Raw genomic sequence first — 17,508 nt, forward strand, 5'->3', positions numbered from 1 at the left:
AATTTTACTGTCCAGTTGAGTGTAACCTATTCAGTACCCTCCTTAAAAACAGTAAAAGTCCTATAAATTTTTTACAATATTTTTTTAAGAATTGGGCAGGAAAATACATTGCTGCTTTTATACAAAAAAAGAGAGCCTTGTAATAGCTCCCTCCTGATCCAGCATATTTGTTTTCAAATCAGCCAAATAATTGTGACTCACTTTCCATCCTTAATCTAATTAATTCTTAAGGAGGTTTTTGTAAAAACTTATTTTATTTAAAATGTTCTTCCTTTAAACTTAAAACAGCATGGACAGTTGCTAAATAATAATGGAACATCCATTCATGCCAAACTGGTTTCTCATAATCTTCTTTTTGATCAATATCATTGTGTCTAATACCATAATTATTCACAATGCCAAAAATCATTGTATCATGTTTATTAGTAGTGTAATTTTTCAAATCAGCCCTATATGGCTCTAAAATGTCAGCTAAAATATTGATAGCTTTTCTTTTTTCCTCTAAGTTTGAATCATACTTAAAAAACATCTTTATTGCAGTTTCCACCTGCATTGTCACTGTATCACTGGTATGTACAGGGAGGTCTTGCCTTATAAGATTACTAAGACCATTATCTGGCAAATCAATTATGTAGCCCTTTTCAGTTAATTCATAACCTTCATCTAAGTGCATCAAATATTTGTTAATTTCATCTCTAAATTCTTTTTGGGCAGAACTTTTAGTATCAGGAAAAATTTCAATCATATCAAAATCATCTATTTCATCAGTTTTCCAAATAAACTGATGTAAAATCTCAATTAGAGTAAAAACAGTAACTTTATCTAATTTATGACCATATTGTTCAATTGGGAAAACATCTTTATTCCCTACATGATTAAATAGGTATGCTTCTGGGCTTGGCTTCATTAATCTAGGTCTATGTTGAAAACCATTAAAAGCTAATTTAAAATCACCTCTTTCTTCAAAAAAAATATATGTATCAATAAAAAAATTTCTAAACTTATTAAAACTAATTTTCAAATCATCTAAATTTATTTTTCCATTTCTAACACCATAAAATTGCATAAGTAAAGTAACCCCCAAAGTATTTTTTAAATATATTCTCAATTTTGGAAAATAGTACATTTGATTTATTTCTTGCTATCTCTCCAATCCTTAATTGTCAATAAATTATCTTTAGATAATTGGATTACTTTTTTCTCCTCTAATATTTTCTGTGTTTCCTTGGTGTACATATCAATAATATCAATAGCAATAAACACTTGTTTTGACATTGAGTTGTAAAACTTGATGATTTTTTCAACAGCTTCTTTTTCAATATTCTTGAATAAGAAAGAGTCATGCATAATAAAAGGCATTTTTGTTAGTGTAAAAATGGCTAAGTCAAAAATTATTAAATTGGTATATGCTTTCCCAGTACCTGTATTATCAAAAAACTTATATTCATATTTACTGTAAGTTAAAGTTAATTCAGGTGCAGTCCTTTTGTCCTCATGAATTAAGTCATTAATTTTTTTTAATTTTGTATTGATAGCCTTGTTAATTTCTTTAACTATTATTTCCTTTAACTCTTCAAGTTCACCTTTTTTGGTGTCAATATTAACTTTTAATCCTGACAACTTATTGTAATAATCATTTTCTAGTTGGAGGCTCTTTAACCTTGATGACAATTCAATTAAGCTGTCAATAAATACATTAAGTTCCTCATCAGGCTTTAATAGTTGCTCCTGCTTTTTAATAACTTGATTAATTTCCTTCTCTAATTCTTCTATTTTGTTTGCTAACTCTTTTTTTGCATTTTCTAACTCATTACTAAGGATAGAACTGATTCCCTGGTGGAATGATTCTATATTCTGCAATTTTTCTACATTAACATCTGGAAAAAATTCTAGAAGGTTTTCAAACCCAGCACCTGCTGAGCTTTTTATAGTTCTTGTTGTCCTATTAAATCTAGATATATAATATTCTCTCTCATCTATGAGTCTTTTCTTCATTTCTCTAAGGGAAATCATTTCATCAGAAACAATCTCAGTAATATCACCTGAGGGGCTGTATGCACTTTTTCCCAACCTTGCAATTTCTTTAGTAAGTGAAACTATGTCTATTATATTTTTGTCAAACTTTGTTTTAGTTATTTTGGGGATTAATTTGTGGTTGCCTGCCTTATTTAAGACTTGTTTTTGATCTTCAAGTTTTTTTAGTTCCTTATCCTGCACTTCTATAGCACCATATTTGTTAAAAAGCTTAATCAAGTTTGATACAGTCTGACTAAAATTGTCTTGAGCAAAGCTATGTAGGGGTTTTTTAACATTATTGTTTTCTTTACCCCAAACTCTAGAATAGGTATTAACAGCAGCTCTAAAGGATAAATGATCTGATTCTAATTCATATAGGCTCTTTAGTTTCTTTGTAAATTCATTAACTTTCATTTCAGATAGCTTTTCATATTTATTGTTGCTCTTATATACTGTATCTGGATTTTCTGTACCTCTAACAAAATGATATTTAGTTTTGTTAAATTTAAAAGTGAACCCAAAGTCATGATGTCCTAAGTTTGCAACAACATCCTTATTATGAGAAATATATGTATTACCACCAAAGACAAAATCTACAATCATAAGTAAGGTTGATTTACCAATAGAGTTAGAGCCTTTATTATCACCTAATACCACATTCAAGCCCTCATGGAAATCTATTATCCCCTCTGCAAATATTGCACTTTTAATCCTTTCTAACATAGGTAACTACTCCTTTATCAAAATCCACTTTGATTGCATCAAGTAGAAATAAAACATCAAGTGAATAAATAAACTCATCAATTTCTTCAAAGTAATCTTGTGTTGTAAAGAATAATTCCTTTATTGTCATATCTTGCTTTGATATATATTCAAGAATAATGGGCATTTTCCCAATAATTGACTCACTAAATCTAATTACCTTGTTAGGCACTATCATGAAAACACCTCACAATTTTGAACAAAAAAAGAGATTATAATCCCACAAGCACCTAAAGAACTATTGCCAGTCTTTTTAGAGAGCCATTCAGTAAGTTGCCCATAAACCACTTCTTGGGATGGCTCAATTCTACTTAAACTGTTATAAAATGCACTAACTTGTGAGGCTATATGATTGAATGATTTTGGATACTGACTATCTAGTTGTACAAATTGCTCCTTAATATAATAGTAGTATTCAGTTATTTCATTTCTAATCCTCATCTTTGTTATTCTTGTCAATGTTTCATTTGCTTTTTCATCCAACTTTAATGCTTTCAGTTCTAACTGTTTAAGAGCACCCTCATTAAACTCCTCTACAAGCATTGTAATAACTTCTTTTATTTCTGATTCAATTTGATAATCAGCATACTTTGCTCTTGTCTCACTCTTAGACAATATGTTTTTCTTGATGCTTAATAACAACCTATATTCCTCAACAGTTCTGGGGTTATCAAATTTTTTGTGGCAATCACCACATATTGCTATAAAATTTCTTATGTTATTTATATCCTCATGCAATCTCTCTTCATCCTTTAATAATTCAATCTCTTCTTGGTTAGGATTAAGAGGGTATATATGTGCACCTTCCCATAGCTTAAAATTCCTACCTTTTTTCTCATACATGAGTGGTTTAGTACAAAAAGGACACATATTTTCCACCTCTGAAAGTAATATTGCATTCTCATGAGGGGTTAGATCTCTTCTTTTAGGCATATAAATCACACCACCTTTAAAACTACTGCACAACCTATATATCATTCTCCAAAACTGGATAAAATCCTCTTTTTTTCAACAGTTTTTTACAACAAAAAAGAGGAGGGCTTATCTTAGCCCTGCCTCCTTAACCTTATTGTATAAAGTTTTCCTTGAGATACCTGTTATATCTGCTATTGCCTGTCCTGTATGATTTCCCTCCTGCCATAACTTGATTGCATAGTCTACCTTATTCTTATTAGCCTTAGGTCTGCCAAACTTAACTCCCTTAGCCTGAGCTACCTTGACTCCCTCTCTCACCCTCTGAGCTATCATCTGTCTTTCCATCTGTCCTAAAGCTCCCATGACTGTCAAGAGAAAGTCTGACATAGGATTAGCTGATGTAGTATCTAGCCATGAGTCATTAATGGACTTGAGAGATGCTCCTGCTGTCTTAATCTGCTCTACAATCTCTAATAAATCTTTGGTGCTCCTTGAGAGTCTTGCTATTTCTACTATATGTACTACATCTCCCTCCTGTAGATCAGACAGCATCTTATTAAGCTGAGGTCTATCCCTCTTAGCTCCTGACATCCTATCAGAATAAATAACCTCACAGCCCAATGCCTGTAGCTGTGTCTCCTGCCTGTCAAACTTTTGAGACTCCTTATCTGTACTTACCCTCATGTAGCCAATGACTTTGCCCATTTATAATGTCTCCTTGTATTCAATTACTGTAACAAAGTCCTTTTCCCCACCTACATCAGACTGCTCTTTCCAATAATAGACCTTATCTATAACCTCATGTAACAACTTGTTAGCCTTAGTAGGATTAGCCTCTATGTCCATTGACAATAGCCTCTCAATCTTTTCCTTAGCTTTCTTTTGCTTGTCTACCTCAGACTTAGCATCTGCTCCCTCTAGATTCTTTAGCTCCTGCTGTACTGCTAACTGTTGCTCCTTAATTGACTTAATCTCAGCCTGAGCCTCCTCAGCCTCATAGATGCCCATCTTAAAGCCATCCTGTACATTCTTTTTCTGTGTCTCTAGGTTATTGTATTGGAGAGTTAGCTCTTGCTGTTTTAATGCTACCTTACTAATAACATCCTTACTGCCTGATAATACAGCCTCTATCTCCTTATCAATGTCTGTCAGATGCTCTCTGAGCTTATTAAGGATGTCCTGCTCTACTCTAGCTGACCTGATGCCATTATTGGAGCATCTTTCTTGTCCTTTACTCTCAGCCTTAGCTTTTTGACCTTTAGAGGCATGACAATTAAGTACATATAGCTCTCTCTGTGTCTTGTCCAATACATTCCTAGCTGACCTTTTTGTATATTTCTGACAAAAGGATAATGTCTGATTACATTTAGGACATACAAGCAACCTAGACAAGCTGTATACTCCTCTTTGACTGCTCTGAGGTACAACTCTCTTACCTGCTCTGATTAGCTGTGCCTTATTATATGTCTCTGAATCTACTAAAGCAGGATGAGCCTCCTCTACAGTAATAACATCCTCTCCTGTAAGCTCATAATGTACAGTACCTCTGTAAGCTACATTAGATAAGATAAGAGATGTAGCTCTAACTGTAAAAGGCTTACCTGCTCTAGTCAGCTTACCTCTCATGTTTAACTGTTCTACTAGCTCAGCCTGATTTAATCCCTCATTAACATACATATTGTATATTTCCTCTACTACCTTAGACTCCTCAGGATGAGGTATAAGATGCTTTGTCTCATCTTTTGTAAAGCCATAAGGGGCTATGCCAAAATATACTCCCTTTTTAATTGCCTGTATTCTACCCCTCTTGAGCTTTCTCTTTGTCATCCTCATAAAATGGTTATCCATCTCTGACTGTATCCCTGAGGTAAAGATGTCATCATCATTCATAAAATTGTAGGTCTTGTTAAGAGTAAAGAGCATCAAGCCCTCAGCTTTCATAAACCTTACAAATAGTCCAAAGTCTGTCCTATCCCTAGTCAATCTGTCCTGATCTGTACAAAGGACTCCATCATAGATATTCCTTTTAAGCTCCATGAGCATAGCCTGTAGCTGAGGTCTACCATTCCAATCCTCAGAGCTACCTTCCTCAGAAAATATCTCATAGTCCATGTTATTCTTTTCTGCATAATCAGTAAGTAGCTCTAGCTGTCTGCTTATCTCCATGCTGTCATCTGTTTTCAGTCTGCTTTTTCTCACATAAATAGCTACTAGCTTATTATTTGTCTTTGCCACAGCCTACTACTCTCCCTTAGTGTTATGATATTGCTCATACTATCTAAAGCCTATTATAGCAGGCATTGGATATGTTGCAAGATTTATTACACTCCATTGTCCAATGTACTTATCAATACATTTTAATTCATTGACATAAAATACCCTAATATACATAATGGTAAAGGATTAAAAAGACAGGAGCAGATAAGATGAAACAAGTTAAAATTAAACAAACTCCACAGACTGATGCTTGGGAGGCTTATCTAGATGTAGAGCAGTATGGTAAACAAACTTTATCTAGCATAGAATTTACTACTACTCATCTATGTAATATGAGATGTAGACATTGTGCTGTAGGACATACACTAACTCATAAAGATGCTAAAGCTCTCCCTATAGAGCTGTTACTGCAAAGATTAGATGAGATTCCTACCTTGAGGACAATAAGCATTACAGGTGGAGAGCCTATGATGTCTTTAAAGTCAGTAGAAAATTATGTATTACCTTTATTGAAATATGCTCATGAGAGAGGTATATACACTCAGATCAACTCTAACCTAACATTAGACTTAGACAGATATAAGCTCATAGCTCCTTATTTAGATGTATTACATATCTCACATAATTGGGTAACAGAGGATGAATTTATTGATACAGGCTTTGCCATGATGGAAAGAAAGCCTACTAGACAGCAAAGAAAAGCACTCTTTGATAAAATGATTAGTAACTCTAAGGCTTTATCTGATATGGGAGTTTTAGTATCTGCTGAGACCATGTTAAATACTAGGACAGTACCCCACTTAGAGAAAATTCATAAGCAGGTAGTAGAGGAGATGGGATGCAAAAGGCATGAAATTCACCCTATGTATGATAGTGGATTTGTTGGTATGACAGCATCTACAAATATGCAAGATTCATTACATTCTATGTATCCAAGTGATTTTGCTTCGAGCCTCGAAACCTTATCATTAAGCGAGATGCGCGCAGCGATCCATCACCTGCTTGATATTCGTGATAAGGAGACGTGGATGCTGTTCGGGACACTGCCTTTCTACCCTTGCAGCAATAATGAAGAGGATTTATCGCTTTTAAAGCGACTGTTTACCACCAATAAAGTAACAGTACGAAATGATCCTGACGGCCGTTCCCGCTTGAATGTTAATATTTTCAGCGGCGAAGTAATTGTAACCGATTTTGGCGATGCACCGTCACTCGGTAATATTGTCGAGCAGCCGCTTTCAGCTTCGTATGAAACATGGATGAATTCAAGACTTGCCGGCCAATTGAACTGTCATTGCCCATCTGTTCAATGTCTCGGTCCCAACGTGCTCGTCAAAAATGCGTACTATCCCGATACGAACTTTAAAGTGAGAAAAACGAATATTTGATATTAGAAAAGGCAGAGAGAAAACCCGGCTTCTTGCAGCCGGGTTTGTTTATTTTGGTGTATTGCTGGCTGTAAAGCTGAAAGACAGCAAATCCTGAACGGGAATCCAGGCCCCAATGCCCTGGGAAGTCACATTTTTCACGGCTAGAGTCCGCTTATTGCCCTTTAAGATTAAGTAAACTTCTCCGTAAGTGACTTTTCCTTTTTCGTTGACTGCTGAAGCATAGGCGTGCAAATAGCCAAGTCGGTTTGCAGGGATGTTATAAACCTGATCTTTTTTGGTCCCTCCGCCAATTATTGTTTCAAATGAAAGCGGCAAATTGGTTTTTTCCGTCGCTTTTAACAGCATCATTTTCTGCACGTCATCAGATGCAGGTATCTTTGCGGTTAGTCCGCCACGGATTGTTTTTTGTGCTTCTTGAACGTAATGGATTTGGTAAGGGATATTTGCCCCCCGGTTATCGAAATAGTTTGTATTGATTTTTTGGTATTCCCAATTTGGAGATGTTTCTGTGGATTGATAGTTCAATGCCCAGTGTCCCAAATAAATGGTTGCACGATATCCAAACGCAAGTGGTGCTTTAGCAATGTTTGATTCATTCATCATATGAATGAGATCCGGATTTTCTATCTTCGTATTGGAAGAATCAATTAACTGCTTTGCGAACTCGCTAGGCTGCAGAAATGGCAGATCCTGTGTAGAATTTGGATATGTGTTCTCCTTAGTGATATTCAATACCGACGGAGGTATATTCACCTTAGAAACGGCCGGCTTTTCATGCGGTGTTTTCTGAGGGGCAGCCTCACCTGTGCCCGGCTGACTGCTGGCCAATAACATGATGGCAAAAAAGAATACAAGGCGTTTCATGATGTCGCACTCCTTTTAAGAGATAATCTAATTTGTTATTAGATTTTGCAGGCGCCCTCGTTTTTATGCGTCCATCCGAGTTGGAATTAAATTCGAGTAATTTATTTCTTTTGTAACAAATTTGTAAGGTTCCGAATATTTACACTTTTCGAATTATGTATTATACTTAATGTACCTTACAACAAAGGAGGCGAAATCTTTCTCATCATATTGTTAAGGAGGCATGTTTATCGACTAATTCCCCAAATAGTGCAATTAGAGGGACGATGATTTTGCTTATTGCATCTTAAAGATAAAGGATGGTGAAATTTCTAGAATTATTGAATCGTTTGACCTAAAAAAATGATAATAATTTTGGATGAATACATGTACTTACTTTTTTCTAAGGAAAGATAAATGACTCTGCATGAAATCAGGCAGAGTCATTTTTTTATGTCTTTTACAGTAAGTAAAAGCCAATCCCCATAATGAGGTAGGCGGCGAGCAAGGTCAGTCCCTCAAACCAGTTTGTTTCCCCATCATTGGATATGGTAATCATCAAGAATACAGATGTGACCATTGCTATCAATTCCGGCAGCGAGAAAACCAGCGGCATCACTGTCGGGAATAGTAAAGATAACAGGACAAGCACCGGCGCAACAAACATCGCTATCTGGAGAGTTGAACCTACAGCAATTTCAACGGCAATATCCATTTTATTTTTATATGCCATGATGATTGCAGATGCGTGTTCGGCTGCGTTTCCGACAATCGCAACGATGATAACCCCGATAAATAACTCAGACCATCCGAAGGCTTCCCCTACTTCATTGAAGGTATGGACAAGGTTTTCCGAAACATAAGCTACAGCAACGGTCGCAGCTGCGAGAACAGCCATCGCTTTGCCTTTTCCCCATTCCGGTTCTTCTTCCTCATTCGGTTCAACTGTCCCTTTTTCCCCATGCTGATAGACACCGCGATGAGAGACAAGTTTAAAGAATAACGCTGATAGATACAGCAAAATCAAAATGATCGAAATGCCGATGCTCAGTGTCATCGTTTTCGTATCAGACATGTTCTGGGAGAAAACTTCAGGAATGACGAAAGCGACGATCACTGCAAAAATTAACAGTCCTGCGTTGTGTCTTGCATCGTACACATTGAATTTCTGGCGTTTGAATTTCGTGCCGCCAACTAGAAAGGACAGCCCAGCTACCAGCAGCAAGTTCCCTAAAACCGACCCGGTAAGCGATGCAAGCACTACCCCAACCAGGCCAGCCTTTAAAGAAAAAATCGAAATGATCAACTCTACTGCGTTACCGAATGTTGCGTTCAAAAGGCCGCCAATCCGCGGTCCCATTACAATCGCCAGGCTCTCTGTCGCTCTTCCCATAAAGCCAGCCAGGGCGACAATCGTTAAACAGTAAACGACAAACATCAGCACACTTGGCCAATGCAGCAATGACCCGATTACGGAAAGAGGCACCCCTACTAATACAAATACCAGAAACAATTTATTTACCATCTGTTCATCCTCACAATCCTAAAATTTAAATAAATTCAGTATGTATTTATGATGTCCAAAACTATCTAAAAAATATTTCTGAACGTTAAAAGCACCAGCGAACAAAGCCCTTCTTTACTCGACTTTTCTAATAAAGATTACATGATCTTCCTCCAGCCGAAAAGCGCTAAACATCACTCCTGCGCGCCGGAAACATTCCACGAAGAACTTATACCCCAAAATCCCTTGCCTAATCCCCCCGTTCCCATGTAACATCAACAAGGTAGAACTACTATTAGGAGATAAGAAATGATGAATCAAACAATATTATTCTGGGTGCTTGTCAGTATTGTTGGGATTTCCGGTTTTTCACAGGGGATGCTTCTGCCATTGATTGCGATCATCTTTGAAAATGATGGAGTCAGTTCTTCTTTAAACGGCCTCCACGCCACCGGTTTATATGTAGGGATTTTACTGGCCTCTCCGTTTATGGAGGCACCTCTTCGGAAGTTTGGCTATAAACCGCTGATTCTTTTTGGAGGTCTTGCCGTTATCATTTCACTAGCGCTATTTCCTGTCTGGAAGTCCTTTTGGTTCTGGTTTCTGCTCAGATTACTAATCGGGATTGGGGACCATATGCTCCACTTTGCAACGCAAACTTGGATTACGGCTATCTCCCCAGAACATAAGCGGGGACGGAACATTTCGGTGTACGGGTTGTTTTTCAGCGTTGGCTTTGCCGTTGGTCCGTTGATGACCAAGCTTGTCGAAATGAATGAGGCGCTTCCGTTTATGATTACTTCCATCATCAGCCTGATCACCTGGTTCTCTGTATACCTGTTAAAAAATGAACGGCCTGAGCATGATCATGAAATTGAAACATCTTCATTCTTTGGTACATTAAGACGCTTTTCCAAAGTAAGCAAATATGCATGGGTCGCTTTTCTGCCGCCTTTTGGATACGGGTTCCTTGAAGCCTCCTTGAATGGAAATTTTCCAGTATATGCGCTTCGATCAGGAATTGATCTAAGCATGGTTTCCATCATTATTCCGGCATTTTCTGCCGGAAGCTTGATTACCCAGATTCCGCTTGGAATGATGAGTGATAAATATGGCCGCAGAAAAATTTTGTTGTTTATTCTTTTTTCCGGATTTCTGATTTTCCTGGCAGCCGGTTTTCTAAACGGTTCAGCAATCGGGTTATTCTTATGCTTCCTATTATCCGGAATGGTGGTCGGTTCCACGTTCTCGCTCGGTATCAGTTATATGGCAGATCTGCTCCCAAAAACCCTGCTGCCGACCGGAAATTTACTGTGCGGTATTTTCTTTAGCCTTGGCAGCATAAGCGGCCCGTTTATCGGCGGGATGGTCATTCAATTTTTGAAAGGCGGCAGCTTCTTCTTTGTCATCAGCTTCATGCTCCTGCTTATTTTTTCAGCTCTCTTGCTTTTCAAGGAACATGCAGACCATTATCAACAACTTGAATCAGGGACGGCTTCAAAGTGATATTTGTCTGCCAAGTCGGGATTTATTACTGTGAAATACAAGCAAACTTCTTTATCTATGAATAGGATGTATGATAAGATTAATAAACAAAAAGTTAAATTCGAGCAACTTGAGATTTTGCTGTCATCGATCCCGATGACAGCTTTCGTCATTTTAGGGGTAATGATGTTGAATATCTTTCTCAATAAGAAAAACCGTCACCGGTCCTTGGCTTACAAAACTTGGTTCTTCAGTTAGGTCATTTATTAGCCAAGGAGAAGGTGTAAGGTTAGGCACCCGTTTAAGTTCAAAAAGGAATGCTTTCTTATTTAGTTAAAAATACCAAATTAGTAGATAAAGAGAATTGCGAATTACGGGAGGGAAACAGATGACTGCAGAAACAAAGGCATTAGCCCGTCAAAAAAAGGAGAGGCTTATATCGATTGGGAAAGTCAAACCTCATCTTGAGCTGATTGCGGCACTTTTCAGCGGGGTTTTAATTTTAGCAGGCTGGATTTTATCAATCAATGATTTAAAAGTAGCTTCAATTATTGCTTATTTGCTTGCATTCGTAATTGGCGGCTATGCAAAAGCGAAGGAAGGTATAGAAGAAACGATCGCAAATAAAGAATTGAATGTCGAAATGCTGATGATTCTGGCGGCAATCGGCTCGGCTACAATTGGGTATTGGACCGAGGGTGCCATTTTGATCTTTATATTTGCAGTAAGCGGTGCATTGGAAACTTATACGATGAATAAAAGCCATAAAGAAATTTCCGCATTAATGGATCTTCAGCCAGAGGAAGCACTGCGCATCTTCCCGAATGGCATGGAAGAAAGAGTTCCCGTCTCAAGGCTTCAGGTAGGCGATTTCATTTTAGTGAAGCCCGGTGAACGCGTCCCTTCTGATGGAATGATTACAGAAGGGCAGACGAACCTTGATGAAGCGGCGATTACCGGCGAATCTCTTCCGGTGAGTAAGTCATTGAAGGATGAAGTATTCGCGGGAACCGTCAATCTGCGCGGGACAATTACCGTTTCAATTACAAAACCAAGCAGTGAAACGCTTTTCCAGAAAATCATTACACTTGTACAATCAGCACAAAGCGAAAAATCGCCTTCCCAGCTATTCATTGAAAAATTTGAAGGTGCTTACGTAAAGATTGTCCTTCTTGCTGTTTTTCTAATGATGTTCCTGCCGCACTTCCTGTTTGGCTGGAGCTGGACGGAAACCTTTTACCGCGCGATGATTTTACTGGTTGTAGCATCACCGTGTGCCCTTGTGGCATCTATCATGCCGGCAACTTTATCGGCAATTTCCAACGGGGCCCGCCATGGAATTTTATTTAAAGGCGGCATTCATCTTGAGAATCTTGGCAATTTGAAAGCCATCGCCTTTGATAAAACAGGTACGTTAACAAAAGGGAAACCGGAAGTTACCGATGTGATCATTAGGAAGGACTTGACCGAAGAAGATTTTCTATACCCTATTGCCTGTATTGAAAATTACTCCAACCATCCGCTTGCTTCCGCCATTGTTCGCTATGCCCGGACAAAAATCAAGAAAGAACTTGTAAAGCCTGAAGGTATGGAGGATATCTCCGGTTACGGTGTTCAGGCAACATTCGGCCCTATCCTATGGAAGGTCGGTAAAGCGGAGTTTGTAGGCCGAAAAAAGGCGGAAAGTTTCCAGGACGGCATTGCTCTAACGCTTGCAGGCGAAGGTAAAACAATCGTATATGCAAAGGACGACAAAGGAATTGCTGGAATCCTTACCTTGAAGGACCAGGTTCGTGTTGAAACGATAGCTGCGATCGAGGCACTGAGACATGAGGACATTTATACGGTCATGCTTACGGGCGACGGCGAAAAAACAGCAAACGCAATTGCCGCTGAAAGCCATATGGATGAATATATCGCCGAATGCCTCCCCGAAACAAAAGTAGAAGAAGTAAAAAGGCTAAAACAGCGTTATGGTACGGTGGCAATGGTCGGAGATGGAATCAATGATGCTCCTGCACTCGCGACAGCATCTGTTGGGATCGCGATGGGTGAAGGTACCGATGTCGCCCTTGAAACGGCGGATGTCGTGCTCATGAAAAACGATTTGCCTAGAATAGCCGAGGCAGTCCGGCTTTCAAAGAAAATGAATAAGATCATTAAACAAAATGTCGTTTTCTCCATTACTGTGATCATGCTGCTGATTGCTTCGAACTTCCTGCAGTTCCTCGACCTCCCCTACGGAGTAATCGGCCATGAAGGAAGTACAATTCTCGTCATATTGAACAGCCTGCGGTTATTGAGAAATGGAGGAACAAAAGCGCCTAAAAGGGACGTCGACTAACATCCGCCACGTTCTGTGGCGAGTACAGCATGTACTTTCGAGCTGAATAGAGATCACCCAGATAAAAGCCAAATTGTGATTTACCGGTATAGAAATAAAAAGGCACCTCTTTAGCAAAGAGGTGCCTTTTTACCGTTAAGTTTCTTCTACATGGTACACAGGACGGCGTTGTTGCATGGATGCAACGAAATTAGCCCGCGTTTCGGTTAATGGTATCCATTTGATCCGTTAGCCGATCCAGAAGTTTTATGCTTCGGTTTTTTCTTTCCTTTTTGCTTTGTTTTTCCCATATAGAACTCCCCCTTTGATCTAAACGGCTGATTATCAACCATATTTATTTTTCCCTGGGAAAGCCTGTTTTAAGAAGGAAAGTGCAGGGATTTTAACAATTAGGTTCTTTTCGTTCACTTTCGACGGCATTAATTTCACCGCCAATAATGATGATAAAACCTGAGAGGTAAAACCAGATCATCAACACAATGATCCCTCCAAGGCTTCCGTATGTTGATGCATAATTACTATATTTGTCGACATAAAAAGAAAACCCGAGTGAAACCAGGCTCCAGCCGATCGTTGCTGTAAAAGCACCAGGAAAAACGCTCAGACAGGTTACTTTCTTATTGGGAGCCATCCAATACAGCATGACCAGCACGAAAAATAGAACAAGCGAACTAATCACCCAGCGCAATGCATTCCATACCTGGATGAATTCATCTGAAAAGCCAAAGTGGGCCGTTAACAACAAACCGATTTGCTTACCGAATACAGGAAGCAGTAACGCAACAATAAATACAAAAATCATCGCAACGGTTAATATGATCGACATACCCCTTGCAACAAGGAAATGCCTGTCTTCTACAACGTTGTAAGCTTTATTGAAGGCGCGCACGATCGCATTGATGCCATTGGATGCTGACCATATGGTGGCGATGATTCCGAACGAAAGAAGCTTTCCGTTTCCCCGCATCACTTCTTCCAGGTTTTCCTCAATAAGCTTCATCGATTCCGGCGGTGCATAGCTGCGCACCACACTCAGAATATCCTGATGGCTAAATGGCAAATATGGCAGAATTGTGACCAGAAAAAGCAGGAGAGGAAACAAGGAGAGCAGGAAAAAATAGGCGAGCTGTGCTGCCAATCCTGGTACGTCATCTCTGTGTATCCGTTTAAATAAATTCACTAAGAATGACGGCTTCATCCATTCTTTTTTTCCTGCCATACTCCCACCTCTGTAAAAGTCAGACTTTACCGTTTGCTCAAATGAAGAAGACTGCGCTCTAATGTTGAAGATTTAGATTAGCGCTTTGCCCCGTATGTTTAATGGCTTCTTCTGAAACGAATGCATCCTTCGTTTCCTTTACTACTTGCGCAACTTGTGGCGGAATATCTTTCATTTCCTCGACACGGGAAGAAATGAATGCAACATCAGCAGAAATATTTTCAATTGTTGACCGAAGCCTGCCAGTCGCTTGCTTCACCTGATTTAAGGCATTGTTTGGATTCATTAGTAAAGACTTCATTCCGCTCATGCATCTATTGCTGCTGCTCATGACAGCATTTCGTGTTTGCCGGTCAAACAGGCTGATTGCTGCCCCGGTAAATGCGCCTAAAACGATCGCTTGCATGAATTTGCTTCTATTTGCCATACGGTATCCTGCACGATTGTTGTCCATGCTAAGTTCCTCCTTTACTTTCCTTTTTATTACTAACGCAAATAGTGAAGTTGTTCCTTTTTTCGATAAAACGTGCTCTTCCCCGATTGTAGTATCTGTCAAAACCTAAAATCTTATCGTTTGAACTTTTTGCCGATATTGTCCAGACGTCGTTGCCAGGTTATCATTGACTTATGCAGGCAATCATGAAAAAATAATTATACCTGATTTCTGAAAGGATGAATTTCGGATGGACTTATCGAAAAATTCGGCCGAGAACGTGGAATATATCGTTGAAGCCATAAAAGAAAGACTGAAAGTGATGAACATCGGAGCAATTAAATCAGCGCACTTTAATGCTGAAATGTATGAAGAATTGTTTGAGATTTATGAAATGGTTATGAAGAAAAATAATTTCAGTCCAAGTGAAATGCAGGCCATTGCTGAAGAACTAGGCAAATTAAGAAACCAATAGATCCGTTTACATAGTTTAACTCATAATTCAGGCAGTTGCACTGTCTGTTTTTTTTATCAAGAATGGTCTTTTGTTTATTTTACTGATTGGAGTGAAAAGTATGGTAGAGCGAAGAACGCCGATTAGTGTTTCTGACGCAGTAATCAAAGTGATGAGCAAAAAGCAGGCGGGCGAGGCGGAGTGGGTTCCCATCGATCAATGCGATCGGCGTTTTCTTGCTAAAGATATCGTTGCCACACATGATGTTCCCCATTTCAATCGATCACCTTATGACGGCTTTGCACTAAGATCGATTGATACAGCAGGCGCATCCCGAGAAAACCCGCTTGAATTCGAAGTCATCGAAGAGCTTGGGGCTGGAATGGTCCCCACGCGCCCGGTAAATCCATTTCAGGCTGTCCGGATCATGACTGGAACGCAAATGCCAGTGGAATGTGATGCGGTCATTATGCTTGAACTTACCCAAGATATAGAAAAGGACGGGAGAAAATACATTCGTTTCAAACGTTCTCTGAAAAAAGGCGAAAACGTTTCTTTCCAGGGGGAGGATGCATCAGAAGGAGAGGTTCTCGTCAAAAAAGGGACAGCCATCAACCCAGGAATAAAAGCGGTTCTTGCAACATTCGGATATGATAAAGTCCCCGTTGCCAAAAAGCCGATTATCGGCCTGTTTGCTACCGGATCAGAACTTTTGGATGTTTCCGATCCAATTGAACCGGGAAAGATCAGAAACAGCAACTCCTACATGATTTCTTCACAAATCAACAGGGCGGGTGCTGAAGTCGTCTATTTTGGAAAATTAGTCGACGAGCTTGAAGTAAGCTACGAGGCAATCGAGAATGCCTTGAAAAAAGTCGATATCCTGATCACCACAGGAGGAGTTTCCGTCGGCGATTTTGACCTGCTGCCCGATATTTATCAAAGGCTCGGCGCAGAGGTTTTCTTTAATAAAGTCGGGATGCGGCCAGGCAGCGTAACAACGATCGCCGCCTTACAAAACAAGTTACTATTTGGCTTGTCCGGTAATCCGTCTGCCTGTTATGTTGGATTTGAGCTATTTGTAAGGCCGATTATTAGAACAATGCTCTTTTCCGAAAAACCGCATCTTCAAAAGGTGCAGGCGGCTTTAGGAGCTGATTTCAAGAAGCCGAATCCGTTTACCCGGTTTGTCAGGACAAAGTTATCTTTCGAAGACGGACAATTGGTTGTCGTACCGAGCGGCATGGATAAATCGAATATTACCACTAGTCTTGCCGGGTCTGACTCACTTACGATTCTTCCCGGCGGAACACGCGGCTTCGAGGAAGGAGATACAGTTGATGCCCTTCTCCTCGATGATCAGGAAGGCAGCAGCTGGCCATGGTAACACCTGTCCTGTTCCAAATAACAGGATATCAAAATACGGGGAAAACGACTGTTATTATAAACCTTATTGAATATTTAAAAAGTGCCGGGTTTGCTGTATCTGTTTTAAAACACCACGGCCACGGCACGCCTGACCTACCTGATAAAGATTCAGCGAGACATTTTAAAGCTGGTGCGGGTGCAGCTCTGGTTGAAGGAAACGGAACAATCCAGCTCCATGCATCCCTTTCCGACGAGGAAACTGACTCAATCGAAAAGCTTTTGGAAATCCTTAATATGTTTAATCCGGACATCGTTCTAATTGAAGGATATAAAAATAAACCTTTTCCCAAGGCCGTGATCATAAAAGAAGAGAACGACCTTGTTTTGTTGAAGTCGCTTCGGAATATCCACGCTGTCCTTTGCTGGCCTGAGGTTGCGGGCAAAGTGCATAGTCTAAACTTGGCACTGCCCGTTTTTGAAATCAATTCCAGCGAATTTCACAACTGGTTTCTCCAGCACTATAAAATAATGGGTTAATATAATCGAAATTAAAGAGG

At 39.3% G+C, this 17,508-nt stretch carries 16 protein-coding genes; 6 read left to right on the top strand and 10 right to left on the bottom strand.

All coding sequences use genetic code 11. From position 1 onward, the window contains the following. Nucleotides 1-253: 253 nt before the first annotated feature. From ELQ35_RS19860 to ELQ35_RS19885, 6 genes are all read right to left on the bottom strand, one after another. Nucleotides 254-1,066, bottom strand: coding sequence for a hypothetical protein (locus ELQ35_RS19860; protein WP_126866919.1), 813 nt, complete (start codon nt 1,064-1,066; stop codon nt 254-256). Nucleotides 1,067-1,131: 65 nt separating this feature from the next. Further along, nucleotides 1,132-2,739, bottom strand: a complete 1,608-nt coding sequence (locus tag ELQ35_RS19865; RefSeq protein ID WP_126866920.1) for a DUF2326 domain-containing protein — start codon at nt 2,737-2,739, stop codon at nt 1,132-1,134. Next, nucleotides 2,723-2,956, bottom strand: coding sequence for an ABC-three component system middle component 7 (locus ELQ35_RS19870; RefSeq protein WP_126866921.1), 234 nt, complete (start codon nt 2,954-2,956; stop codon nt 2,723-2,725). The genes ELQ35_RS19865 and ELQ35_RS19870 overlap by 17 nt, the downstream gene beginning before the upstream one ends. Beyond that, nucleotides 2,953-3,711: an ABC-three component system protein gene (locus tag ELQ35_RS19875; protein WP_126866922.1), complete on the bottom strand. Its 759-nt coding sequence runs from the start codon at nt 3,709-3,711 to the stop codon at nt 2,953-2,955. Before ELQ35_RS19875 ends, ELQ35_RS19870 begins: the two co-directional genes overlap by 4 nt. 108 nt (nt 3,712-3,819) lie before the next feature. Then, nucleotides 3,820-4,398 carry a recombinase family protein gene (locus ELQ35_RS19880; protein ID WP_126866923.1) on the bottom strand — a complete coding sequence of 193 codons (579 nt, stop codon included), beginning with the start codon at nt 4,396-4,398 and terminating at the stop codon, nt 3,820-3,822. Beyond that, on the bottom strand, nt 4,399-5,928 hold the full coding sequence (locus ELQ35_RS19885; RefSeq protein ID WP_126866924.1) for a recombinase family protein: 1,530 nt from the start codon (nt 5,926-5,928) through the stop codon (nt 4,399-4,401). A gap of 191 nt (nt 5,929-6,119) precedes the next feature. Here ELQ35_RS19885 and yfkAB point away from each other — a divergent pair, with 191 nt between their 5' ends. Then, nucleotides 6,120-7,298, top strand: a complete 1,179-nt coding sequence (yfkAB, locus tag ELQ35_RS19890) for a radical SAM/CxCxxxxC motif protein YfkAB (RefSeq protein WP_126866925.1) — start codon at nt 6,120-6,122, stop codon at nt 7,296-7,298. A 48-nt stretch (nt 7,299-7,346) separates the two neighbouring features. Here yfkAB and ELQ35_RS19895 read toward each other — a convergent pair whose 3' ends face one another. Further along, on the bottom strand, nt 7,347-8,165 hold the full coding sequence (locus tag ELQ35_RS19895; RefSeq protein ID WP_126866926.1) for a YfkD famly protein: 819 nt from the start codon (nt 8,163-8,165) through the stop codon (nt 7,347-7,349). Between the two features lie 439 nt (nt 8,166-8,604). After that, nucleotides 8,605-9,669, bottom strand: a complete 1,065-nt coding sequence (cax, locus tag ELQ35_RS19900) for a calcium/proton exchanger (protein ID WP_126866927.1) — start codon at nt 9,667-9,669, stop codon at nt 8,605-8,607. Between the two features lie 288 nt (nt 9,670-9,957). Between cax and ELQ35_RS19905 the strand changes: the two genes are divergently transcribed. Both ELQ35_RS19905 and ELQ35_RS19910 read left to right on the top strand, forming a co-directional pair. Beyond that, nucleotides 9,958-11,154 (top strand): MFS transporter, encoded by a 1,197-nt coding sequence (locus tag ELQ35_RS19905; protein ID WP_126866928.1) that lies wholly within the window; start codon nt 9,958-9,960, stop codon nt 11,152-11,154. A 367-nt stretch (nt 11,155-11,521) separates the two neighbouring features. After that, on the top strand, nt 11,522-13,477 hold the full coding sequence (locus ELQ35_RS19910) for a heavy metal translocating P-type ATPase (protein WP_126866929.1): 1,956 nt from the start codon (nt 11,522-11,524) through the stop codon (nt 13,475-13,477). Between the two features lie 382 nt (nt 13,478-13,859). Here the strand turns inward: ELQ35_RS19910 and ELQ35_RS19915 are convergent, their stop codons facing one another. Together ELQ35_RS19915 and ELQ35_RS19920 are read right to left on the bottom strand one after the other, a co-directional pair. Beyond that, nucleotides 13,860-14,696 carry a YihY/virulence factor BrkB family protein gene (locus ELQ35_RS19915; protein ID WP_246026154.1) on the bottom strand — a complete coding sequence of 279 codons (837 nt, stop codon included), beginning with the start codon at nt 14,694-14,696 and terminating at the stop codon, nt 13,860-13,862. A 58-nt stretch (nt 14,697-14,754) separates the two neighbouring features. Further along, complete coding sequence (locus tag ELQ35_RS19920; protein ID WP_126866930.1) at nt 14,755-15,150, bottom strand: YtxH domain-containing protein; 396 nt, start codon at nt 15,148-15,150, stop codon at nt 14,755-14,757. A 229-nt stretch (nt 15,151-15,379) separates the two neighbouring features. Between ELQ35_RS19920 and ELQ35_RS19925 the strand changes: the two genes are divergently transcribed. The 3 genes from ELQ35_RS19925 to mobB all read left to right on the top strand — a co-directional run bounded on the left by ELQ35_RS19925 (nt 15,380) and on the right by mobB (nt 17,488). Further along, nucleotides 15,380-15,604: a DUF1128 domain-containing protein gene (locus ELQ35_RS19925; protein WP_126866931.1), complete on the top strand. Its 225-nt coding sequence runs from the start codon at nt 15,380-15,382 to the stop codon at nt 15,602-15,604. A gap of 100 nt (nt 15,605-15,704) precedes the next feature. After that, nucleotides 15,705-16,970: a molybdopterin molybdotransferase MoeA gene (locus tag ELQ35_RS19930; protein ID WP_126866932.1), complete on the top strand. Its 1,266-nt coding sequence runs from the start codon at nt 15,705-15,707 to the stop codon at nt 16,968-16,970. Continuing rightward, nucleotides 16,964-17,488 carry a molybdopterin-guanine dinucleotide biosynthesis protein B gene (gene mobB / locus ELQ35_RS19935; RefSeq protein ID WP_126866933.1) on the top strand — a complete coding sequence of 175 codons (525 nt, stop codon included), beginning with the start codon at nt 16,964-16,966 and terminating at the stop codon, nt 17,486-17,488. The genes ELQ35_RS19930 and mobB overlap by 7 nt, the downstream gene beginning before the upstream one ends. Nucleotides 17,489-17,508: the final 20 nt, after the last annotated feature.

Origin of the sequence: Peribacillus cavernae, from assembly GCF_003989135.1 — a bacterium.
Lineage (GTDB): Bacteria > Bacillota > Bacilli > Bacillales > DSM-1321 > Peribacillus > Peribacillus cavernae.

Bases quoted from the DNA above. Each gene is read 5' to 3' on its own strand.
- ELQ35_RS19860 (WP_126866919.1), bottom strand. From the start codon at position 1,066: ATGCAATTTTATGGTGTTAGAAATGGAAAAATAAATTTAGATGATTTG.
- ELQ35_RS19865 (WP_126866920.1), bottom strand. From the start codon at position 2,739: ATGTTAGAAAGGATTAAAAGTGCAATATTTGCAGAGGGGATAATAGAT.
- ELQ35_RS19870 (WP_126866921.1), bottom strand. From the start codon at position 2,956: ATGATAGTGCCTAACAAGGTAATTAGATTTAGTGAGTCAATTATTGGG.
- ELQ35_RS19875 (WP_126866922.1), bottom strand. From the start codon at position 3,711: ATGCCTAAAAGAAGAGATCTAACCCCTCATGAGAATGCAATATTACTT.
- ELQ35_RS19880 (WP_126866923.1), bottom strand. From the start codon at position 4,398: ATGGGCAAAGTCATTGGCTACATGAGGGTAAGTACAGATAAGGAGTCT.
- yfkAB (WP_126866925.1), top strand. From the start codon at position 6,120: ATGAAACAAGTTAAAATTAAACAAACTCCACAGACTGATGCTTGGGAG.
- ELQ35_RS19895 (WP_126866926.1), bottom strand. From the start codon at position 8,165: ATGAAACGCCTTGTATTCTTTTTTGCCATCATGTTATTGGCCAGCAGT.
- cax (WP_126866927.1), bottom strand. From the start codon at position 9,669: ATGGTAAATAAATTGTTTCTGGTATTTGTATTAGTAGGGGTGCCTCTT.
- ELQ35_RS19905 (WP_126866928.1), top strand. From the start codon at position 9,958: ATGATGAATCAAACAATATTATTCTGGGTGCTTGTCAGTATTGTTGGG.
- ELQ35_RS19910 (WP_126866929.1), top strand. From the start codon at position 11,522: ATGACTGCAGAAACAAAGGCATTAGCCCGTCAAAAAAAGGAGAGGCTT.
- ELQ35_RS19915 (WP_246026154.1), bottom strand. From the start codon at position 14,696: ATGGCAGGAAAAAAAGAATGGATGAAGCCGTCATTCTTAGTGAATTTA.
- ELQ35_RS19920 (WP_126866930.1), bottom strand. From the start codon at position 15,150: ATGGACAACAATCGTGCAGGATACCGTATGGCAAATAGAAGCAAATTC.
- ELQ35_RS19925 (WP_126866931.1), top strand. From the start codon at position 15,380: ATGGACTTATCGAAAAATTCGGCCGAGAACGTGGAATATATCGTTGAA.
- ELQ35_RS19930 (WP_126866932.1), top strand. From the start codon at position 15,705: ATGGTAGAGCGAAGAACGCCGATTAGTGTTTCTGACGCAGTAATCAAA.
- mobB (WP_126866933.1), top strand. From the start codon at position 16,964: ATGGTAACACCTGTCCTGTTCCAAATAACAGGATATCAAAATACGGGG.